Annotated in this window: 15 protein-coding genes and 1 pseudogene; 8 read left to right on the forward strand and 8 right to left on the reverse strand. The window is 56.6% G+C overall.

Annotated features, from left to right (window positions below):
* Positions 1–12: 12 nt before the first annotated feature.
* Positions 13–1,734, reverse strand: coding sequence for a ubiquinone-dependent pyruvate dehydrogenase (gene poxB, locus AC6I8D_RS06425; protein WP_312756438.1), 1,722 nt, complete (start codon positions 1,732–1,734; stop codon positions 13–15).
* A gap of 119 nt (positions 1,735–1,853) precedes the next feature.
* Positions 1,854–2,753, reverse strand: a complete 900-nt coding sequence (locus AC6I8D_RS06430; protein ID WP_312052770.1) for a LysO family transporter — start codon at positions 2,751–2,753, stop codon at positions 1,854–1,856.
* Between the two features lie 136 nt (positions 2,754–2,889).
* Between AC6I8D_RS06430 and AC6I8D_RS06435 the strand changes: the two are divergent.
* Positions 2,890–4,529: pseudogene (locus AC6I8D_RS06435) on the forward strand (DUF2813 domain-containing protein).
* 75 nt (positions 4,530–4,604) lie between these two features.
* Here AC6I8D_RS06435 and cspD read toward each other — a convergent pair.
* Positions 4,605–4,829 carry a cold shock-like protein CspD gene (gene cspD, locus AC6I8D_RS06440; protein WP_312052767.1) on the reverse strand — a complete coding sequence of 75 codons (225 nt, stop codon included), beginning with the start codon at positions 4,827–4,829 and terminating at the stop codon, positions 4,605–4,607.
* A gap of 323 nt (positions 4,830–5,152) precedes the next feature.
* On the opposite strand from cspD, the gene clpS reads away from it, so the two are divergent.
* Together clpS and clpA are read left to right on the forward strand one after the other, a co-directional pair.
* A complete protein-coding gene (gene clpS, locus AC6I8D_RS06445) occupies positions 5,153–5,473 on the forward strand; it encodes an ATP-dependent Clp protease adapter ClpS (protein ID WP_003849318.1) in 321 nt (106 codons plus the stop codon).
* A gap of 52 nt (positions 5,474–5,525) precedes the next feature.
* Positions 5,526–7,802: an ATP-dependent Clp protease ATP-binding subunit ClpA gene (clpA, locus tag AC6I8D_RS06450; RefSeq protein ID WP_031376985.1), complete on the forward strand. Its 2,277-nt coding sequence runs from the start codon at positions 5,526–5,528 to the stop codon at positions 7,800–7,802.
* 86 nt (positions 7,803–7,888) lie between these two features.
* Here clpA and infA read toward each other — a convergent pair whose 3' ends face one another.
* The 5 genes from infA to trxB form a co-directional block, all read right to left on the reverse strand.
* On the reverse strand, positions 7,889–8,107 hold the full coding sequence (infA, locus tag AC6I8D_RS06455) for a translation initiation factor IF-1 (RefSeq protein ID WP_002211347.1): 219 nt from the start codon (positions 8,105–8,107) through the stop codon (positions 7,889–7,891).
* Positions 8,108–8,452: 345 nt separating this feature from the next.
* The gene (aat, locus tag AC6I8D_RS06460) at positions 8,453–9,145 is read right to left on the reverse strand and encodes a leucyl/phenylalanyl-tRNA--protein transferase (RefSeq protein ID WP_312052765.1); all 693 of its coding nucleotides are present in this window, start codon (positions 9,143–9,145) and stop codon (positions 8,453–8,455) included.
* 32 nt (positions 9,146–9,177) lie between these two features.
* A complete protein-coding gene (cydC, locus tag AC6I8D_RS06465) occupies positions 9,178–10,908 on the reverse strand; it encodes a heme ABC transporter ATP-binding protein/permease CydC (protein WP_497819812.1) in 1,731 nt (576 codons plus the stop codon).
* On the reverse strand, positions 10,908–12,677 hold the full coding sequence (cydD, locus tag AC6I8D_RS06470) for a heme ABC transporter permease/ATP-binding protein CydD (protein ID WP_312756447.1): 1,770 nt from the start codon (positions 12,675–12,677) through the stop codon (positions 10,908–10,910). The genes cydC and cydD overlap by 1 nt, the downstream gene beginning before the upstream one ends.
* 144 nt (positions 12,678–12,821) lie before the next feature.
* Positions 12,822–13,790 carry a thioredoxin-disulfide reductase gene (gene trxB, locus AC6I8D_RS06475; RefSeq protein WP_312052760.1) on the reverse strand — a complete coding sequence of 323 codons (969 nt, stop codon included), beginning with the start codon at positions 13,788–13,790 and terminating at the stop codon, positions 12,822–12,824.
* A 522-nt stretch (positions 13,791–14,312) separates the two neighbouring features.
* On the opposite strand from trxB, the gene lrp reads away from it, so the two are divergent.
* From lrp to serS, 5 genes are all read left to right on the forward strand, one after another.
* Positions 14,313–14,807: a leucine-responsive transcriptional regulator Lrp gene (gene lrp, locus AC6I8D_RS06480; protein WP_006118610.1), complete on the forward strand. Its 495-nt coding sequence runs from the start codon at positions 14,313–14,315 to the stop codon at positions 14,805–14,807.
* A 118-nt stretch (positions 14,808–14,925) separates the two neighbouring features.
* A complete protein-coding gene (locus AC6I8D_RS06485) occupies positions 14,926–18,522 on the forward strand; it encodes a DNA translocase FtsK 4TM domain-containing protein (RefSeq protein WP_497819813.1) in 3,597 nt (1,198 codons plus the stop codon).
* A gap of 181 nt (positions 18,523–18,703) precedes the next feature.
* Positions 18,704–19,315 (forward strand): outer membrane lipoprotein periplasmic chaperone LolA, encoded by a 612-nt coding sequence (gene lolA, locus AC6I8D_RS06490; RefSeq protein ID WP_031376650.1) that lies wholly within the window; start codon positions 18,704–18,706, stop codon positions 19,313–19,315.
* Between the two features lie 7 nt (positions 19,316–19,322).
* On the forward strand, positions 19,323–20,666 hold the full coding sequence (locus AC6I8D_RS06495) for a replication-associated recombination protein A (RefSeq protein ID WP_312052755.1): 1,344 nt from the start codon (positions 19,323–19,325) through the stop codon (positions 20,664–20,666).
* A gap of 93 nt (positions 20,667–20,759) precedes the next feature.
* Entirely contained in the window at positions 20,760–22,052 is a 1,293-nt protein-coding gene (serS, locus tag AC6I8D_RS06500) for a serine--tRNA ligase (protein ID WP_312052753.1), read from the forward strand.
* The last annotated feature ends 182 nt before the right edge of the window (positions 22,053–22,234 follow it).

The following is a 22,234-nucleotide window of genomic DNA, read 5'->3' on the forward strand; positions in this document are numbered from 1 at the left end:
GAAGCTGTTGTTTTACCGCAGCCAGTTGGTTTTCGCCAGTTCTACCACTTCGTCGCCGCGTCCATTCAGAATGGCGCGCAGCATGTAAAGGCTGAAGCCCTTGGCCTGCTCCATTTTAATCTGCGGCGGCATCGCCAGTTCTTCTTTGGCGGTGATGACATCGACCAGCACCGGACCGTCATGGGCGAACGCCTGCTCCAGCGCGCCGTTCAGCTCTGATGCTTTTTCAACCCGGATACCTTTGATACCGCATGCCGCGGCGATGGCCGCAAAGTCAGGATTGTCCAGTTCGGTGCCGTCGGTGAGGTAGCCGCCGGCTTTCATTTCCATCGCCACGAAACCCAGCACGCTGTTGTTGAAGATCACCAGTTTGACCGGCATTTTCAGCTGGGCCAGCGAGATAAAATCGCCCATCAGCATGCTGAATCCGCCGTCACCGCACAGCGCCACCACCTGGCGATTACGGTCAATCGACTGGGCACCCAGCGCCTGCGGCATTGCATTGGCCATTGAGCCGTGGTTAAACGAGCCGAGCAGCCGACGCTTGCCGTTCATCTTCAGATAACGCGCCGCCCAGACCGTCGGCGTACCGACGTCACAGGTGAAGATGGCGTCTTCACTGGCGTAGTGACTGATCTGCTGCGCCAGATATTGCGGGTGGATCGGCTGTTTATCATTGGGCTGGGCCAGCTCGTCGAGGCTTTTACGCGCATCAACATAGTGTTCCAGCGCGCTGTCGAGATGACTGCGATCGGTTTTGCTGGTCAGCTGCGGCAGCAGTGCCTGCAGCGTGGTTTTCACGTCGCCGACATAGGCTTCATCAACGTGACAGTGCGAACCGAGGCTGCCGGGATTGATATCGATCTGAATAATGCGGGCCTTTTCCGGATAGAAGGCGCGGTAGGGAAACTGGGTGCCGAGCAGCACCAGCGTTTCGGCGTTCATCATGGCATGGAAGCCGGAAGAGAAGCCAATCAGCCCGGTCATGCCGACATCGTAAGGATTGTCATATTCGATGTGCTCTTTACCGCGCAGCGCATGAACAATCGGCGCTTTCAGCGTCTCCGCCAGCTTCACCACTTCCGGATGCGCACCGGCACAGCCGCTGCCGCACAGCAGGGTAATGTTGCTGGCCTGATTCAGGGTGTCAGCCAGCTGGGCCAGTTCAGCGGCCTGTGGCAGAACCTGTGGCAGCTGCGGCGGATACCACGCGGGGTTAGCGTTTTCGGGAGCGGGCTTGAGTGCGACATCGCCGGGCAGGACGACCACCGAAACACCCCGATTAAGAATCGCTTTGCGCATGGCGATACCCAGCACCTGCGGCAGCTGCTCAGGATTAGAGACCAGCTCGCAATAGTGGCTGCATTCGCGGAACAGCTCCTGCGGATGGGTTTCCTGGAAATAGCCGCTGCCGATCTCGCTCGACGGGATATGCGCCGCAATCGCCAGTACCGGCACACGGTTGCGATGGCAGTCGAACAATCCGTTGATCAGATGTAAATTGCCCGGCCCGCAGGAGCCGGCGCAGACCGCCAGCTCCCCGCTGATATGCGCTTCCGCGCCTGCAGCAAACGCCGCCACTTCTTCGTGGCGTGTCGGCATCCATTCAATGGTGCCCATGCGATTCAGACTGTCACTCAGGCCGTTTAATGAGTCCCCGGTAACGCCCCAGATGCGTTTAACGCCGGCGTTTTCAAGCGTTTTAGCGACCAGCGCCGCCACGGTTTGTTTCATCTTATTCTCCTTTGTCGGTGCGCCAGACCGATGGCGCCACCAGAACCGCAAAAAAGAAGCGTAGACGACGTAACAGAAAAGCAGCCGTGAAAAAATGCGCTGGAGGCTGCCCGCACCGGTCAGGCTGAGAACAGGGCGATCAGAATCGGAGCCAGCAGGCTCATCACAAAGCCGTGCACAATGGCGGCGGGCACGATCTCATTGCCGCCGGCCCGCTGCAGTACCGGCAGGGTAAAGTCCATTGAGGTGGCACCGCATAAGCCTAAGGCGCTGCAGCGATGGCGGGCGATGAGCGCCGGGATCAGCATAATCGCCACCAGCTCGCGCAGCAGATCGTTGAAGAAAGCAGCGCTGCCGATCACCGGGCCAAACGCTTCGGTGAGCAGAATGCCGGAGAGCGAGTACCAGCCGAATCCGCTCGCTAACGCCAGACCGGTTTTCAGCGGCAGGCCAAGTGCCAGCGCTGCGATCATCCCACCGACCAGCGCGCTGGTCAGCACCACGCTGGCCACCAGCATCCCCCGTCGGTTGAGAATGATCTGACGCAGCGTCATCCCGCTGCCACGCAGCTGAATACCCACCAGAAACAGCAGGAAAATCAGCGCATATTCACTGGCGGTAGCGGCATAATGCAGGAACGGCCACTGGGTCAGGCCGAGCACAAACCCGATCACTACCACGCCGCACAGTTTGAGTGAATCCAGCGCCATGTGCAGCCGTGAAGGCAATTTTTCCTGTTTATGGCTGTGCTGCCAGGGCACGCGCTTCTCCAGCCAGCGCAGCGCCAGCAGGTTACACAACAGGATGCACAGCGCGGCCACCAGCGCGGTGTGAAATACGGTAACCAGATTGCTGCTGAGGTTATCAAGAAACGCCAGGCTGATGCCCATGAAAAAAAGAATCACGTAGACCATCCAGCCCAGCAGGCGATTGACCTGACGCAGCACGGCGGTTTGACGGAACGGTAACAGCCAGCCCGCAATCAGGGGCAGCAGGATAATCAGAAGTCCGGAATACATAAAAAAATAAGGCCATCCATGCAGTAAGTGGCGACACGCTAACGAAAAAGCGCGGTAGAGTAAACCCTCAGCCCCGCGTGACTTGACCCACCGGTATCCGGCGACCAGGCTTGGTTTAGCAAGAGGATGGAACCCTATGATTCTGGAACATATCGACATTCGTGGTTTTCGCGGCATTAACCAGCTTTCCCTGCCTTTAACCCAGACCAACCTGCTGATTGGTGAGAATGCCTGGGGTAAATCCAGCCTGCTTGATGCGCTGAGTTTATTGCTGTCACCGCATCACGATGAGTACGTTTTTACTCCGGCCGACTTTCATTTTACGCCGGGCGATGTCACCGATTCGATGCGTCGTCTCTCGGTGGTGTTTCACTTTCGCGACGATGGCAGCCCTGACGATGCGCTGCTGGCACCGTTCTGGCAGCGTGACGCACAGAACTCGCGCTGGCTCTATTACAGCGTGCGTGCCACCTGGCGTCAGCAAGGGGTCAGTGCCAGTCGACGCTTTGTCGACCGCCAGCTTCAGCCGCTGACACAGGAAAACTGCGCGGCGGCCATTGCACGCCTGCTGCAGCGGCATCCGGTATTGCGACTGCGCGATGCGCGCTTCAGTAAACGAGCCCGGCTTGAGACGCCGCCGGACGATCCGATCCTGCATCCTCAGTTGATGGCCGGAATGGAAGGTCTGGCGCGCGATCTGGAGCGGCATCCGCAGCAACTGAGCGATGAGGTCTTGCGGCAGGGATTGAAAACGCTGCAGCAACTGATGGAACATTACTTTCTGGTGCAGCAGCCTGCCGCCGCGATTACCCGGCGGGTCGATCCACAACAGCGTCACGGCGATCGGGGCTGGCAGGCGCTGGATCAGCTTAATCAGCTGATCGCCGGCAATGATTCACGCAGCCGGCAACTGATTCTGCTGCAGATGTTCACGCTGCTGATCCAGGCGCGGGGCGATCTGCCGCTGGTACCTGAGGCGCGTCCGCTGTTGCTGATTGAAGATCCGGAAACCCGCCTGCATCCCATTATGCTGTCGGTGGCGTGGAATATGCTGTCGCTGCTGCCGCTGCAAAAAATTGCCACCACCAACTCGGCGGAGCTGCTGTCGCAGGTGCCGTGGAGAATGTCTGCCGACTGGTGCGTGAACCATCACGGGTCGCGGCGTGGCGCATCGGTCCGGAAGGCCTGAGCGCAGAGGAGAGTCGCCGCATCGGCTTCCATATCCGTGTTAACCGGCCGGCGGCGCTGTTTGCCCGCTGCTGGCTGCTGGTGGAAGGCGAAACCGAAGTCTGGATCATCAATGAGCTGGCGCAGCAGTGCGGCTACAATTTTGCCGCCGAAGGGGTAAAAGTCATTGAGTTTGCCCAGTCCGGCCTGAAACCGTTGCTGAAATTCGCTCGCCGGATGGGGATCGCCTGGCATGTCCTGACGGACGGAGACGAGGCGGGCAACAAGTATGCCACTACCGCCCGCAGCCAGCTGCAGCCGCACGATAGCGAGCAGCAGCACCTGACGCAACTGCCGGCGCTGGATATCGAAAACTTCCTCTTCCAGCAGGGCTTTCGCGATGTTTATCTGCAGATGGCGCACCTGCCGTTAAACGTGAGGATGAGTGCCAGGCGTATTATTACCAAAGCGATTCACCAGAGTTCGAAGCCTGAGCTGGCGATCGCAGTGGCTACGTCAGCGGCGGAAATCGGTCAGGATGCCATTCCGCTGTTAATGCGTGAGATGTTCGCCCGGGTCATCGGGCTGGCGCAGGGTAAGGCGGATTGAACGCGGGGCACAAGAAAAATGCCAGCGTCGGTGGCTGGCATTTTTAGGGGAGTGTTCAGTCGGGGGAGGCAGAGGTCAGGCAACGGCCTGTACTTCTGCTACCGGCACGATCAGACTGGCGTGATTGCCTTTCGGACCTTCGTGGACATCAAACTGAACTTGCTGGCCAGCTTTCAGCGTTCTGTAACCCTCCATCTGAATCGTTGAGTAGTGGGCAAAGATGTCTTCGCCACCGCCAACTGGACAGATAAAGCCAAAGCCTTTGGCGTTATTGAACCATTTAACTGTACCCGTCTCCATGCTTTTACTTCCCTCGCAAGACATTTTATAAGTAGGTGAGGTCATTGAAGCTGTGAGTCGAGTTTGATTAAAACTCAATCAGCTTGTGCAAGTAGAATGTAGAGAAATGGCCGCTGGCGTCAAGCAAACCCCCGGGCTCGGTGGGGAAAAAATCATCAAAATTTGAGGCAGTTAACGCTATTGCAAATTTTGTGATACAGGTCGCGGCTGGGAATTTCTGAATAAATTTCCATCAGCGGTCAGCGGTCAGCGGCTTGACAGGCATGTTAAACTGTCAACATGTAGCCGCTTAAATGCGATGGGCGAAATCTCAACGGAACACTATGGCAAACACAAACGACTGGCTTAACTTTGAACATCTGGCCGAAGACAAAGTACGCGAAGGGTTAAAGCCGCCTTCAATGTATAAAGTCATTCTGAATAATGACGATTATACACCTATGGAATTTGTTATTGACGTTGTACAAAAGTTCTTTTCTTATGATGTTGAACGTGCAACGCAACTGATGTTGAAAGTTCACTACCACGGCAAGGCGATCTGTGGTGTATTTACCGCAGAAGTCGCCGAGACTAAAGCGGCCCAGGTGAACAATTATGCGCGGGAAAACCATCATCCGTTGCTGTGTACGCTGGAAAAAGCCTGATCCCGTCTCCATATAGGAAACAGGTCAGAGCGATAATTGGGGGAGGTGCCTAATGCTCAATCAAGAACTGGAACTCAGTTTAAATATGGCTTTCGCCAGAGCGCGTGAGCACCGTCATGAGTTTATGACCGTCGAGCATCTGTTACTGGCATTGCTCAGTAACCCGTCGGCCAGAGAGGCATTGGAAGCCTGTACGGTGGACATTGTGGCTCTGCGGCAGGAACTCGAAGCCTTCATCGAACAAACCACACCCGTTTTACCTGCCAGTGAGGAGGAGCGCGATACACAACCGACGCTCAGCTTCCAGCGCGTATTACAGCGTGCGGTTTTCCATGTCCAGTCATCCGGTCGCAGCGAAGTCTCCGGTGCGAACGTGCTGGTCGCTATCTTCAGCGAGCAAGAGTCGCAGGCCGCTTATCTGTTGCGTAAACATGAAGTCAGCCGTCTTGATGTGGTGAACTTTATTTCACACGGTACGCGCAAAGATGAGCCTGGCCAGGCGCCTGGCGCAGAAAATCCGGTTAACGAAGAGCAAGCAGGCGGGGAGGATCGTATGGAAAACTTCACCACCAATCTCAATCAGCTTGCTCGCGTCGGTGGCATTGACCCACTGATCGGTCGCGATAAAGAGCTGGAGCGTACTATCCAGGTGCTGTGCCGTCGCCGTAAAAACAACCCGCTGCTGGTGGGGGAATCGGGCGTCGGAAAAACCGCCATTGCTGAAGGGCTTGCCTGGCGTATCGAGCAGGGCGACGTGCCGGAAGTGATGAAAGACTGCACCATCTACTCGCTGGATATTGGTTCGCTGTTAGCCGGTACCAAATACCGCGGTGACTTTGAGAAACGTTTCAAAGCCCTGCTGAAGCAGCTCGAGCAGGATGAGAGCAGCATTCTGTTTATCGATGAAATCCATACCATCATCGGTGCAGGTGCCGCCTCGGGCGGCCAGGTTGATGCTGCTAACCTGATTAAACCGCTGCTTTCGAGCGGGAAAATCCGGGTAATGGGTTCCACCACCTATCAGGAGTTCAGCAACATCTTTGAAAAAGACCGTGCCCTGGCGCGTCGCTTCCAGAAGATCGATATCACGGAGCCTTCTGTTGATGAAACCGTGCAGATCCTGAATGGCCTGAAAACCAAGTACGAAGCGCACCACGACGTGCGTTACACCGCGAAAGCGGTACGTGCGGCGGTGGAGCTGGCGGTGAAATATATCAACGACCGTCATCTGCCGGATAAGGCGATTGACGTGATCGATGAGGCCGGTGCGCGTGCGCGCCTGATGCCAGCCAGCAAGCGTAAGAAAACCGTTAACGTGGCTGACATTGAAACCGTGGTCGCACGTATTGCCCGTATTCCGGAGCAAAGCGTTTCAGCAACCGATCGCGATACGCTGAAAAATCTTGGCGACCGCCTGAAAATGCTGGTGTTTGGTCAGGACAACGCCATTGAGGCGCTGACGGAAGCGATCAAAATGAGCCGGGCAGGATTGGGTCAGGATCGTAAACCCGTCGGTTCATTCCTGTTCGCCGGACCGACCGGTGTCGGTAAAACTGAAGTTACCGTACAGCTGGCGAAAGCGTTGGGCATTGAACTGCTGCGCTTTGATATGTCCGAGTACATGGAGCGTCACACTGTCAGTCGTCTGATCGGTGCGCCTCCGGGGTATGTCGGCTTTGATCAGGGCGGCCTGCTGACGGATGCGGTGATCAAACATCCTCATGCAGTGGTACTGCTGGATGAGATTGAGAAAGCGCACCCTGACGTGTTCAACCTGCTGCTGCAGGTGATGGATAACGGCATGCTGACGGATAACAACGGTCGCAAAGCGGACTTCCGTAACGTGGTGCTGGTGATGACCACCAATGCCGGGGTACGTGAAACCGAACGTAAGTCTATCGGCCTGATTCATCAGGACAACAGCACCGATGCAATGGAAGAGATCAAGAAGATCTTTACGCCAGAGTTCCGCAACCGTCTGGACAACATCATCTGGTTCAGTCACCTGTCACCAGAGGTGATTCATCAGGTGGTCGACAAGTTTATTGTCGAGTTGCAGGCGCAGCTGGATGCGAAAGGCGTGTCGCTGGAAGTCAGTGATGAAGCACGTGACTGGCTGGCTGAGAAGGGCTATGACAAAGCGATGGGGGCCCGTCCGATGGCACGCACCGTACAGGAAAGCCTGAAAAAACCGTTAGCTAATGAACTGCTGTTTGGTTCGCTGGTGGATGGCGGCTCAGTCTCGGTGGCGCTCGATCGTGAAAAAGGTCAGCTGACCTATCACTTCCTCAGCGCAGAGAAACGCAAAACAGAAGGCACCGTGCACTGATTGACGGCAGCCAGATATGAAAAAGGCCGGATTCTCATCCGGCCTTTTTTTTCGCTGCATTTCTGGTGCCGCGAGACTATCGCAGCTTAGCGACTACGGAAGACAATGCGGCCTTTGCTCAGGTCGTACGGGGTCAACTCGACTGTGACTTTGTCGCCCGTCAGGATGCGGATGTAGTTTTTGCGCATTTTACCGGAGATATGAGCGGTAACCACGTGTCCGTTCTCAAGTTCTACGCGGAACATGGTGTTAGGTAACGTATCCAGTACGGTACCTTGCATTTCAATATTGTCTTCTTTGGCCATCGAATCCTCTGGGTGTACTACCTTTCAGTTGAACCGGCAAGATAATGCCCAATTCAACGATTTATGTAAAGAACCGTCGGCGATTTTGCCAACGCTTTGCCGTGCTTCGCGTCATAACGCGAGCATTACGGAAAAATTCGGGTGTTTATGTGACGTCTGCGGGGGATTAGCGGGCTAAGAATCTGTATCAACCGGTTACACGCGCACGATTGAAACAGTTCCGAGAGTGCGTTGAGATTCCCAGCCTGGCAATTCCGGCTTGTAAAAACTAAGCGCGGACGACATACCAAACTCGACTATTATATCACTTATACGCCTTTATGTGTGCAAAACATCTGCGCGCGGTTAAAAAAGGGTTTGTGTTCGCCAGCATCCGTCGCTGACCGGTTGCCACGCAAGGCTTTGTACATATTGCAGATAGTCAGCACGCGGGATTTCCTGCGCGCCCAGTGACGCCGTATGCGGGTTAAGTACCTGACAATCCACCAGACGCCCCTGATGTTTGAGGAAGTGCTGGCAGAAAACCAAAAGTGCGGTTTTTGAGGCGTTCTCCTGACGGCTGAACATCGATTCACCGCAAAAGATTTGGCCCAGCGCCAGACCATACATGCCGCCCACCAGCTGGTGCTCATCCCAGACCTCAATCGAGTGCGCATGTCCTGATTCATACAGCCGCAGCCAGGCCCGTTTCACCTCAAAGGTGATCCAGGTTCCTTCTTCACGGCCCGTGGCGCAGCCGTCAATCACCTCAGCAAACGCCTCGTTCATCGTCACGCGATAAGGCGAACGCTGATGAAAACGCTTCATACTGCGGCTAAGGTGAAAATGCTCCGGTAACAGTACCGCGCGTGGATCGGGCGACCACCAGAGAATCGGATCGCCGGGTGAAAACCACGGGAAAATGCCGTGCTGATAAGCGTTTAGTAAGCGGGCAGGGGAGAGATCGCCGCCCATCGCCAGCAAGCCATTCGGTTCACGCAGGGCCATCTCCGGCGGCGGAAATTGCAGAGATTCCCGTGATAGTTGTACCAGTCTCATCGCGTTGTTCTACTCATCAGCATGTCGCCAGACTATAGCGCAATCCGCTGTTGGAAACGCCAGTAGCGGCCCGCTTTTGAGATTAATTCGGCATGGCTGCCTTGCTCGACAATCGCACCGTTATCCATCACACAAATGCGGTCCATCTGCTCCAGCCCGCTCAGGCGATGCGTCACCATCATCACCGTTTTGCCGATCGTAAGCCGCTGCAGCAGGCTGAGGATGTGCTGTTCAGTGGTGGCGTCCAGCCCTTCGGTGGGTTCATCCAGCAGCCAGAGATCGCCGTTATGCAGCAGTGCCCGGGCTATCGCCAGGCGCCGCAGCTCACCACCCGAGAGTGGTCGGCCACCTTCGCCCAGCCAGGCATTTAAACCCTCTGGCGTCTCCAGCAGGCGCTGCAGGCCGGTGTCGATCAGCACCTGACGTAATCTCTCATCGCTGGCGGTGGGGCAGGCCAGCAGCAGGTTATCACGCAGGCTCTGGCTGAACAGATGAACCCGCTGAGTCACTACGCTGATACGCTGGCGCAGTTCTGCTTCCGGCCAGGCGGCGATCGGCAGATCGTTCAGGCCGATCGCGCCAGGCTGGCTCTCCCAGGCGCGCGTCAGCAGCGCCAGCAAGGTTGATTTGCCACAGCCGGTCGGTCCGAGCAGCGCAATGTGCTCACCCGCGTTAAGCCGCAGCGAAAACTGATTCAGCACCTTATCCGGACGATCGGGATAGCTGAAATCAAGCTGCTCAATCTTTACCGCCAGGCTACCGGTCCGGGCGCGGCCCTGTGCGGGAAAAGTGATTGCCGGCACCTGATCGATAATGTCATTAACCCGCTGTGCCGACGTGATCACCTGCGACATTGGCAGAAAAGCAGCGGCAACCGGGGCCAGCGCTTCGAATGCCGCCAGCGAACAAAAAACCACCAGCGCGATCAGTGCGCCGGGTAACTGCTGTTCGCTGATGCTACCCGCGCTCAGCCACAGTAGCGAGGTCACCGTCAGGCCACTGATCAGCAACAGCAGACTCTGCGCGGCAGCCTGTAACCGCAGCTGCTGGCCCTGCGCACACAGCCAGTGCTGTTCCTGCTCATCAAGCTGTTTACGCCACGTCGGTGAAGCGCCATACAGGGTAAGTTCGGCCTGGCCGGCCAGCCAGTGCATCAGCTGGGTGCGCCAGCGGGCCCGGCCACCGGCAATGGCTACCCCGGCTGGTGAGCCAAGGCGATAAAACAGCGCCGGCAGGATAATCAGCGTGCCCAGCATGATAGCGCCCAGCGTGAGTCCCAGCTGCAAATCGATAAAACTCAGGCCGAGGGTAACCACCATCGTTACCACCAGCGCACCCGCCAGCGGGGAAATGACCCGCAGATAGAGATGATCAAGCGTATCGACGTCTGCAACAAAACGGTTGAGCAGATCGGCCTGGCGAAAACGCGACAGTTGGCCCGGTGAAAGAGCAATCAGGCGGCTGAAAGTATGCACCCGCAGATGCTGCAATACCCGGAAAGTCGCGTCGTGGCTGACCAGCCGTTCAGCATAGCGGGCGGCGGTGCGGATGATGGCTGCGCCGCGAACGCCAGCAGCAGGCAGCATATAGTTGAAACTGTAAAGCCCGGCCACGCCGGCCACTGATGAGGCGGCAAGGAACCAGCCGGAGAGCGTCAGTAAACCAATGCTGGCCAGTAAGGTGAGGATCGCCAGCACTACTCCCAGCGCCAGGCGAAAAGGGTGACGCAGCCAGAGGCGCAGAAACGGACGTAGAGCGGACATCAGCCAATCTCCTGTTGACGGTGTTTCAGCATCTGACTGAACGGGCCCGCTTGTTGCGATAGCGTCTGCCAGTCACCCTGTTGCACCAGTTTGCCGGCCTCCATCACCCACAGCGTCTGCCAGTTGCTTAATGCATCAAGCTGATGGGTGATCATCAACGTGGTCTGTTGGGTAGCTGCCTGATTCAGCGCCTGCATCACATGACGTTCACTAAGCGCATCCAGACTGGCTGCCGGTTCATCCAGCAGCAGCAAATGCGAGGGTTTGTAGAGCGCGCGCGCCACCGCAATGCGCTGTGCCTGGCCGACCGACAGCTGGTTGCCGCCATCGCCGGGCGGTGTCTCAATTCCCTGTGGCAGCCGTGGCAGAAATTCGTTAACGCCACTGGTCTCGAGCACAGCGGCAAAGCGTACCGCATCCCAGCTGGCGTTCATCACAATATTGTCACGCAGCGTGGCGGCCGGTAACTGAGGATTCTGCCCGACCCAGCTGAGCTGCTGATGCCAGTCAGTACGGCGTATGTCGCGGACTTCCACCCCGTTCGCCTTCAGCGAGCCCTGGTAGGGCAGAAAACCGAGCAGGGCGTTCATCAGGGCCGTTTTGCCGGCACCGCTTTGACCAACCAGCGCGACGCGCTCGCCTGGCGCCAGGGTAAAGGTCAGCGGGCCACACAGCGGCTGGCCATCCGGCGCAAAGACCAACAGATCGACCGCAGCAAGAGTAAGCGGGGCGCTGGCAGTAAACGGCATGTCACCCTGCGCCGGGCCGCTGGTTGGGCTGCCCTGCATGAACTGTTCGAGCGCATCGGCACCGCCGACGGCCTGCGCTTTCGCATGGTAAAACGCCCCTAAATCGCGCAGCGGCTGGAAGAATTCCGGTGCGAGAATCAGCACCAGGAAACCCGCAAACAGGGTGACGCCCTGGCCGTAATCGCCGAAGTGCAGTTCGCCGAGATAAGAAAAACCAAAATAAACCGCCACCACGGCAATCGCTAACGAGGCGAAGAATTCAAGTACCGCCGAAGAGAGAAAGGCCAGACGAAGCACTTCCATGGTGCGCTGACGGAAGTCGGTAGTGGCTGCCGCCACCGCCTGCTGCTCCGCCTCGCCGCGGTGAAACAACCGCAGCGTTTCGCGGCCGCGTAAGCGATCAAGGAAGTTACCGCTCAGACGCGCCAGCACCAGAAAGTTGCGGCGGTTTGCTTCGGCTGCACCCATCCCGACCAGCGCCATAAACAGCGGAATCAGCGGCGCGGTCGCAAACAGAATCAAACCCGCCGTCCAGTTAAGCGGAAAGATCGCCAGCAAGATGCAGCAGGGGATCAGCACGGCCAGCGTCATTTGCGGCAGGTAGCGGGCATAATAGTCCTGCATCTCTTCGATTTGCTCGAGCAGCAGGGTGGCCCAGCTGCCCGCGGGCTTGCCCTGAATCCATGCCGGACCCAGCGCCGATAAGCGATCTAACACCTGTTTACGTAATGCCTGACGAATAGCCTGGCCGGCACGGTAACCGACCCGTTCGCGGGCATAATTTATCGCGGCGCGCAGCATGAAACAGAGCAACAGCAGCAGCATCTCGCTGGCCAGTGCAGCACGCGGTTGCTGTTCAACAATCAGTGCCTGCAGCAGCGAAGCCAGCAGTGCGGCCTGAACAATGATCAACAGTGCGCTAACCACGCCCAGCAGCGTGCTCAGTCGCAACCAGCGACCGGCGAAATGACGTTGCTGACGAAGCCAGCGGGTGAGGTGCTGCTGTCGGGTTTTGTCCATGCGAGACCCTGCGTTGAGCCGATGAGCGATGAAAATAATCGGGCATTTTCATCCCGTTCAGGCGCAAGAATCTAGCATGCGGGCAATAAAAAAGGCGACTGAAAAACAGTCGCCCGGAACATTTGAGATCAGAGGGTTAACAACTTACTTATCGTTTTTAACCAGCCCGTCAAGGAAACGTTCAGCATCTAACGCAGCCATACAGCCGGTGCCGGCAGACGTAATCGCCTGGCGATAGATATGGTCCATGACATCACCCGCGGCAAACACCCCAGGAATGCTGGTCTGGGTCGCATTACCGTGCAGGCCAGACTGAACTTTGATGTAACCATTTTCCAGTTCAAGCTGACCGTCAAAGATGGCGGTATTCGGGCTGTGGCCGATTGCCACGAACAGGCCTGCGACCTCCAGGGCTTCGGTCTCTTCACTGTTCAGGGTTGAACGTAACGTCAGGCCGGTAACGCCCATCTGATCGCCTACCACTTCTTCCAGTGTACGATGGGTGTGCAGCACGATATTGCCGTTGCGGACTTTTTCCATCAGGCGATCAATCAGGATCTTCTCTGCCCGGAAACTGTCACGACGATGGATCAGGTGCACTTCCGCCGCGATGTTAGCGAGATAAAGCGCCTCTTCCACCGCGGTGTTACCGCCGCCGATCACCGCCACTTTTTGGTTGCGATAGAAGAAGCCATCGCAGGTGGCGCAAGCGGAAACCCCTTTGCCTTTAAACGCCTCTTCCGACGGCAGGCCAAGGTAGCGGGCGGAGGCGCCGGTCGCAATGATCAGCGCATCGGCAGTGTATTCACCGCTGTCGCCGGTCAGGCGGAACGGACGATTCTGTAGATCGACCGTGTGGATATGGTCGAAAATGATCTCAGTATTGAATTTTTCGGCGTGCTCATGCATGCGTTCCATCAGCGATGGACCTGTCAGATCGTGCGGGTCACCCGGCCAGTTTTCCACCTCGGTGGTGGTGGTCAGCTGTCCGCCTTTTTCCAGGCCGGTGATCAATACCGGATTCAGGTTGGCGCGTGCAGCATAAACGGCTGCGGTATAACCCGCTGGACCGGAGCCCAGAATGAGTAACTTACTGTGTTTGGCCGTACTCATGCGTTCCTCAGTTTCATTCGGCTGACATAGCCTGCGATTGTAGGGAATATCCAGCGGCAATGACAAGGCTTAGGCAATTTTGTTAACGATAGCTGCAAACGGCGTAGACGATGAGTCCGCTTTTCGCCTGCCTGCTGCGCCAAAAGGGGGCAAAAATCGGTTTTTGCTGGTGCAGCAGTTCAAAAATACTCATTTAAAAACAGATACCCAGCGGTCTGTCTGGCATCTTGTACTGAATTTGGACATTTTACTTTGACAATCGCCTGCGCTTTTGCGAAAACATTATCAGAAGCGAATAACATTAATCGGAACAAAACAGGGTTTCCTCTCCTGTTTTGCACACAACACCGAATAAATGCAGCCTGATATTGGTAATGACGCATGATGTGGACAGACAACATGCGTCATACGGATGAGTGTGAAAGCGCACAGGCTCGGTTAGTTCACTTCAGAAATGCCCCGAACAATGAGCGTTTTCAGGGCGTGGCAGGTAAAGGGAAGGAATTAAGAGAGACAATAATAATGGTAGACAATAAGAAACGCCCCGGGAAAGACCTCGACAGAATTGACAGGAATATTCTGAATGAGCTTCAGAAAGATGGTCGCATTTCAAACGTGGAACTTTCCAAACGCGTAGGATTATCGCCTACGCCATGTCTTGAGCGTGTGCGTCGTCTCGAACGTCAGGGTTTTATCCTTGGCTATACCGCGCAGTTAAACCCACATTATCTTGATGCTTCACTGCTGGTGTTTGTTGAGATTACTCTGAATCGTGGTGCGCCCGATGTGTTTGAGCAATTTAACGCCGCTGTACAAAAACTTGAGGAAACTCAAGAGTGTCACCTCGTTTCTGGCGATTTCGACTACCTGCTGAAAACGCGCGTACCTGATATGTCCGCTTACCGTAAACTGCTGGGTGAAACCCTGCTGCGCCTGCCAGGCGTAAACGACACGCGGACCTACGTGGTGATGGAAGAGGTTAAACAAAGCAATCGGCTGGTAATCAAAACTCGCTAATGCGGGGCAGGTGCAAAACCTGTGAGATTTCGGTACACTCCTGTGAATTCATACAGGACCAGCGTCGGGCTAGCCCGACGCTGTTGCTTCTTACTTTACAGGCACCTGGAGAGTTCTCTTGAGCCAGGAATACACAGAAGATAAAGACGTTTCGTTACAATCGCTGAGCAGTGGACGTCGTCTGCTGGAAGCGTTGCTCATCCTGGTGGCGCTTTTTGCCATCTACCTGATGGTTTCTCTGGTCAGTTTTAACCCTTCCGACCCGAGCTGGTCGCAAACGGCCTGGCATGAACCCATTCACAACATTGGCGGCAGCGTTGGCGCCTGGCTGGCTGACACCTTACTTTTCATCTTTGGTGTGATGGCCTACGCCATTCCTCCGGTGATCCTCGGCCTGTGCTGGATTGCGTTCCGTCAGCGCGATAACCAGGATTATTTTGACTATTTCGCCGTTGGCTTGCGTCTGATCGGCGTGCTGGCGCTGGTGGTCACCACCTGCGGTATGGCGGCGTTGAATGCAGATGACATCTGGTATTTCGCCTCAGGCGGCGTGATCGGCAGCCTGGTGAGTAATGCGATTGCCCCGTGGTTTAGCCCGGCGGGCGGCACGCTGGCCTTACTCTGCGTCTGGGCGGCCGGCATTACGCTCTATACCGGCTGGTCATGGCTGGCTATCGCCGAAAAAATTGGTGGCGTGGTGATGGGCGTGCTGACGTTTGCCAGTAACCGGTCGCGCCACGATGAACCCTGGCAGGAAGAAGAGGATGAACCGGAAGCGCGCGAGCATACTGACGCGCCGCTGCTGCGTGCTGCTGACCCTGACGATGATGACGATGTGTTGCTCTCGGCACCGCGCAGTGCGGCTGCCGGGGCGGAACTTTCTCAGCAGGATCCGCTGCTGGCGAAAGCTGCTGCGGCGACCAGCGCGGCCGTAGCGGCCACCACCCAAGCGGCAGAAGGGGAGATCGCCCCAGCGGCAGTCTCTGCACCAGCCACGTCTGCAACGTCCCCAGCGCCAGCAACGTCTGCGGCATCACCTGCGCCCGTAGCCTCTGCACCTGTCTCGCAGCCAGCTGCTTCTCCGGCCTATACGGCACCGCAAAGCGCTGCACCGGTAGCCAGTCACGCTACTGAGTCTGCATTCGCCGCAGCCGGTACGTCTGCGCATCACGCGCCAGCGGAGAATCCGCCGTTATATCGCTTTGAAATGCCAGATGAAGCGCCCGCTTCATCGTCGTTCAACGCTGATGACGATAATGAACCTAAGATGGGTAACTGGCGTGATACGCAATCCATACCTGCCGCACCGACCGCAGCCGTAGCCACGGCTGCTGAGGCGGCGACGCGCAGCGCGCCAGTGTTCGATCTGGCGCCTGAAGCCACCCTCAATCCGCAGGTTAAGCAGGGCATCGGTCCGGCACTGCCGCGTCCGAATCCGGTAAAACTGCCCACCCGACGCGAGCTGGCCTCGTATGGCATTAAGTTGCCCTCTCAGCGGATGGCGGAAGAGAAAGCGAAAACCGAAGAGAGTGTTTCGGCTGCACCTTTAGAAGCGGAAGCGGAAGAGGCGATGCAGCAGGCTGAACTGCGTCAGGCATTCCAGTCTGAACAGCAGCAGCGTTATGGCACTGGCTGGCAGCAGGACGACGAAGATGAGCAGGAAGCGCAGCAGCAGGCCGCGCTGGCTCGCCAGTTCGCCGAACAGCAACAGCAACGGTATGAGCCGGAAGTGAAAAAAGAGGCCCCGCTATTTAATCTGGATACGGCGTCTGCTTTTGACTTCTCACCGATGAAAGATCTGGTCGACGAGGGGCCGGTCGAGCCGCTGTTTACGATAGCCGCCACCCCGGAACCGGAAGCACCTGCCGCCTCGCATGAGCCATGGCAGCAGACGCGTGAGGTTTCAACGCCTCAGTCAGCCGCGCAGGTGCCGGCACCTGCCGCGCCGCAGCAGTCTGCCTATACCGCATCGGCTGCGACGCCGTCGCCGTACTCTGCCTCACCGGCAGCCGCACAGACGCCAGCACCGGGCGCTTTTGCACCCGCCGCGCCAGAGCAGTCCGCCTATACGGCACCTGCCGCACCGCAGCCGCACACAGCGTCACCGACGGCTCCACAGCCAGCCGCATATACTTCGCCGGCCGCCGCGCCGGTTGAAGAGGCTAAGCCGACGCTGCATGAAAGTCTGATCCATCCGTTCCTGATGCGTCACGAACAGCCGCTGGAGAAACCATCTACTCCTCTGCCTTCGCTGGATCTGCTGACCGCACCGCCAGAAGAGGAAGAGCCGGTCGATATGTTCTCTCTGGAACAGACCGCCCGACTGGTTGAGTCGCGCTTAGGCGATTACCGGGTCAAAGCAGAAGTGGTTGGCATTTCACCTGGCCCGGTGATTACCCGCTTCGAACTGGACTTAGCGCCGGGCGTTAAAGCCGCGCGTATCTCCAACCTGTCGCGGGACCTGGCCCGTTCACTCTCCACCGTGGCGGTGCGTGTAGTGGAAGTGATCCCGGGTAAACCTTATGTCGGTCTGGAATTGCCGAATAAGCATCGCCAGACAGTTTACCTGCGAGAAGTACTGGACTGTCCTAAGTTCCGCGACAATCCTTCACCGCTGGCGGTGGTGCTGGGTAAAGACATTGCGGGTCAGCCGGTGGTGGCCGATCTGGCGAAAATGCCACACCTGCTGGTCGCCGGTACCACCGGTTCCGGTAAGTCAGTCGGCGTTAACGCCATGATTATCAGCATGCTGTATAAAGCCACGCCGGAAGAAGTCCGCTTCATCATGATCGACCCGAAAATGCTGGAGCTGTCAGTCTATGAAGGCATCCCGCATCTGCTGACTGAAGTGGTTACGGACATGAAAGACGCCGCCAATGCGCTGCGCTGGAGTGTCGGTGAAATGGAACGTCGCTATAAGCTGATGTCGGCGCTGGGCGTGCGTAACCTGGCCGGTTACAACGAAAAAGTTGAGCAGGCCGAAGCGATGGGCCGTCCTATCCCCGATCCGTTCTGGAAACCGGGTGACAGTATGGACATGACGCCGCCGGTGCTGGAAAAACTGCCTTACATCGTGGTGATGGTCGATGAGTTTGCTGACCTGATGATGGCGGTCGGGAAAAAAGTTGAAGAGCTGATTGCCCGACTGGCGCAGAAAGCCCGTGCCGCCGGTATTCACCTGGTACTGGCGACGCAGCGTCCTTCGGTGGATGTGATTACCGGTCTGATTAAAGCCAACATCCCGACGCGTATTGCCTTTACCGTGTCGAGCAAAATTGACTCCCGTACTATCCTCGACCAGGGCGGCGCGGAATCGTTACTCGGTATGGGTGACATGCTTTACATGCCGCCAAACTCGTCTATGCCTGTCCGTGTTCACGGCGCGTTTGTCCGGGATCAGGAAGTGCATGCTGTGGTTCAGGACTGGAAAGCGCGCGGTCGTCCGCAATACATTGAAAGTATCACCGCGGGTGAAGAGAGCGAAGGCGGCGGCGGCATCGACAGTGATGAAGAGCTTGATCCGCTGTTTGATCAGGCGGTGGGTTTTGTGGTCGACAAACGTCGCGCCTCTATCTCCGGCGTTCAGCGTCAGTTCCGCATCGGCTATAACCGGGCCGCACGTATCATTGAACAGATGGAAGCGCAGGGCATTGTCTCTGCACCGGGACACAATGGTAACCGTGAAGTACTGTCGCCACCGCCGCACGATATGTGACGTGTGACGATACGTTTTGCAACATTAATCAATGAGCCAGTTCTGACTGGCTCATTGTTTTTACGCGGTATAACCCCATATCTGAGTGAGCTTTCGGTTTATTCTCCTGTTCTGATGGCGGAATGGCGACCAGGCTTAATGCAGCTATTCATGGGAACGTTTAAATAAGGAATTGAAGCAGATGAAATTACGCGTAATCGCTCTTGGCCTGCTGGCCACCTTTTCTTCAGCCAGCGTCCTGGCTGATGCTTCCAGTGATCTGCAACAGCGCCTGAACAAGGTCAGCAGCTTCCACGCCAGTTTTACTCAAAAAGTGACCGACAGCAGCGGTGCTAACGTGCAGGATGGGGAAGGCGAGCTGTGGGTAAAACGTCCCAGCCTGTTTAACTGGCACATGACCGCCCCGGATGAAAGCATCATCATTTCCGACGGCAAATCGCTGTGGTTCTACAATCCTTTTGTTGAACAGGCGACCGTCAGCCTGCTGCAGAATGCGACCAGCAATACCCCGTTTATGTTGATTGCCCGCAATCAGTCTAATGACTGGAAGCAGTACAACATCAAACAGCAGGGCGACAACTTCGAGCTGACGCCGAAAAACAGCGACGGCAACCTGAAACAGTTCACTATTCAGGTAACGCCAGGCGGAACCATTAACCGCTTCAGCGCCATTGAACAGGATGGTCAGCGCAGCGATTACCAGCTGAAAAGCCAGCAGAATGGCGCGATCAGCCCGGATAAATTTACGTTCACTCCGCCTAAAGGCGTAACGGTGGACGATCAACGTCAGTGAGGTCACAGTGAGTAACCTGTCCCTGGATTTTTCCACTGAAAATTTCAAACCTCTGGCCGCGCGTATGCGGCCAGAAACGTTGAAACAGTACATTGGTCAGCAGCATCTGCTGGGTGCCGGAAAGCCGTTGCCGCGTGCCATTGAAGCAGGCCATCTGCACTCGATGATTCTGTGGGGGCCACCCGGGACCGGCAAGACCACGCTGGCTGAAATTATTGCGCATTATGGCAATGCCGATGTGGAGCGCATTTCGGCGGTGACCTCCGGCGTCAAAGAGATTCGTGAAGCCATTGAGCGTGCCCGCCAGAGCAAACAGGTCGGGCGACGCACCATTCTGTTCGTTGATGAGGTACATCGCTTCAACAAAAGCCAGCAGGATGCATTTTTACCGCATATCGAAGATGGCACCATCACCTTTATCGGTGCCACCACCGAGAATCCCTCGTTTGAGCTGAACTCAGCGTTGTTGTCGCGTGCCAGGGTCTATCTGTTGAAATCGCTGACCCACGACGATATCGAGCAGGTGCTGGATCAGGCGATGCAGGATAAAACGCGTGGCTATGGCAATAGCGACATTGTGCTGCCAGAGAATACCCGCCGGATGATCGCTGAACTGGTCAATGGCGATGCACGTCGAGCGCTGAATACGCTGGAGATGATGGCCGACATGGCCGAAACCAACGCGTCGGGTCAGCGCGAACTGACGCCGCAACTGCTGAATGAGGTGTCGGGCGAACGTTCAGCACGCTTCGATAACAAAGGCGACCGCTTTTACGATCTGATTTCGGCGCTGCATAAATCAGTACGCGGCTCTGCGCCGGACGCTGCACTTTACTGGTACGCGCGGATTATCACCGCTGGCGGCGATCCGTTGTACGTGGCACGGCGTCTGCTGGCGATTGCCTCTGAAGATGTCGGCAATGCCGATCCGCGCGGCATGCAGGTGGCGATTGCGGCCTGGGACTGTTTTACCCGCGTTGGCCCGGCGGAAGGGGAGCGCGCCATTGCTCAGGCGATCGTCTATCTGGCCTGCGCACCGAAAAGCAACGCAGTCTATACCGCGTTTAAAGCAGCCATGCGTGATGCTCGCGACCAGCCTGATTATGACGTGCCGGAACACCTGCGTAACGCTCCGACCAAACTGATGAAAGAGATGGGCCTGGGCAAAGAGTACCGCTATGCCCATGACGAGGCGAACGCCTACGCGGCGGGCGAAGTCTACTTCCCACCTGAAATGGCGCAGGCGCGCTATTACGTCCCTACTCAGCGTGGACTCGAAGGTAAGATTGGTGAAAAGCTAAGCTGGCTGGCTGAGCAGGATCAAAATAGCCCGACAAAACGCTACCGCTGAAACAGACGTTACGGTAATGTGGTCAAGGATTTCAACGCATTCCGCTGGAATGAGCCCCTTCTTTCAATCAACTTTTAAATACACAGGATAAGCATGCTCGATCCCAATCTGCTGCGTAACGAGCCAGACGCAGTCGCAGAAAAACTGGCACGCCGGGGATTTAAACTGGATGTGGAAACGCTGCGTACGCTTGAAGAGCGTCGTAAAGTCTTGCAGGTCGAAACAGAAAACCTGCAGGCGGAGCGCAATGCACGATCCAAATCCATCGGCCAGGCCAAAGCCCGTGGGGAAGACATCGAGCCACTGCGTCAGGAAGTGAATGCGCTGGGCGAACGCCTGGATGCCGCTAAAGCAGAACTGGATGAACTGCAGAATCAAATTCGTGACTTTGCGCTGGCGCTGCCTAACATTCCAGCGGATGAAGTGCCGCTGGGTAAAGATGACAGCGAAAACCAGGAAGTCAGCCGCTGGGGCGAACCGCGCCAGTTCGACTTCGAGGTAAAAGATCACGTTGAGCTGGGTGAAGCGGCAAAAGGGCTTGATTTTGCGGCCGCCGTGAAGCTGACCGGTTCACGCTTTGTGGTGATGCAGGGCCAGATCGCGCGTCTGCATCGCGCCCTGAGTCAGTTCATGATCGACCTGCACACTGAGCAGCACGGTTATCTCGAAACCTACGTGCCTTACCTGGTCAACCATGAAACGCTGTACGGTACCGGTCAGTTGCCGAAGTTCGGTGAAGATCTGTTCCATACCCGTCCGCTGGAAGAGGAATCAGACAGCAGCCACTATGCACTGATCCCGACGGCGGAAGTCCCGCTGACCAACCTGGCGCGTGACGAGATTCTTGAAGAGGAGAGCCTGCCGGTTAAGCTGACTGCGCATACTCCCTGCTTCCGTTCTGAAGCCGGTTCTTATGGCCGTGACACTCGCGGCCTGATCCGTATGCATCAGTTCGATAAAGTCGAGATGGTGCAGATCGTAACGCCGGAACAGTCAATGGATGCGCTGGAAGAGCTGGTCGGCCACGCCGAGAAAGTTCTGCAGCTGCTGAACCTGCCTTACCGTAAGGTTTTACTCTGTACCGGCGATATGGGCTTTGGATCGACTAAAACCTACGATCTGGAAGTCTGGTTACCGGCTCAGAATACCTACCGCGAGATCTCCTCATGCTCCAACATGGGCGATTTCCAGGCGCGGCGTATGCAAGCGCGCTGCCGCAGCAAGCAGGATAAGAAACCGCGTCTGGTTCATACCCTGAATGGCTCAGGCCTGGCAGTGGGTCGTACGCTGGTGGCGGTGCTGGAAAACTATCAGCAGCAGGATGGCCGCATCGTGGTGCCTGAGGTTTTACGTCCGTACATGAACGGTGTTGAGATTATCGGCTAAGCCCGCACTGAATAGCAGACCCGGCTTCGGCCGGGTTTTTTTATGTCTGTTATCCCTGCGCAGGGTTAGTTCTTCTTAGGAACTTATCACAAATAAACGTTATCGATATCAGTGCAGCTGAATGGGTTAAAAATCCTGTTTTTCAGAGAGATAGCATTTGTGGCTCTGCCGCTTAGTCTGTT

Source organism: Pantoea sp. X-Soil-MYKO-1785 (genome assembly GCF_059730675.1).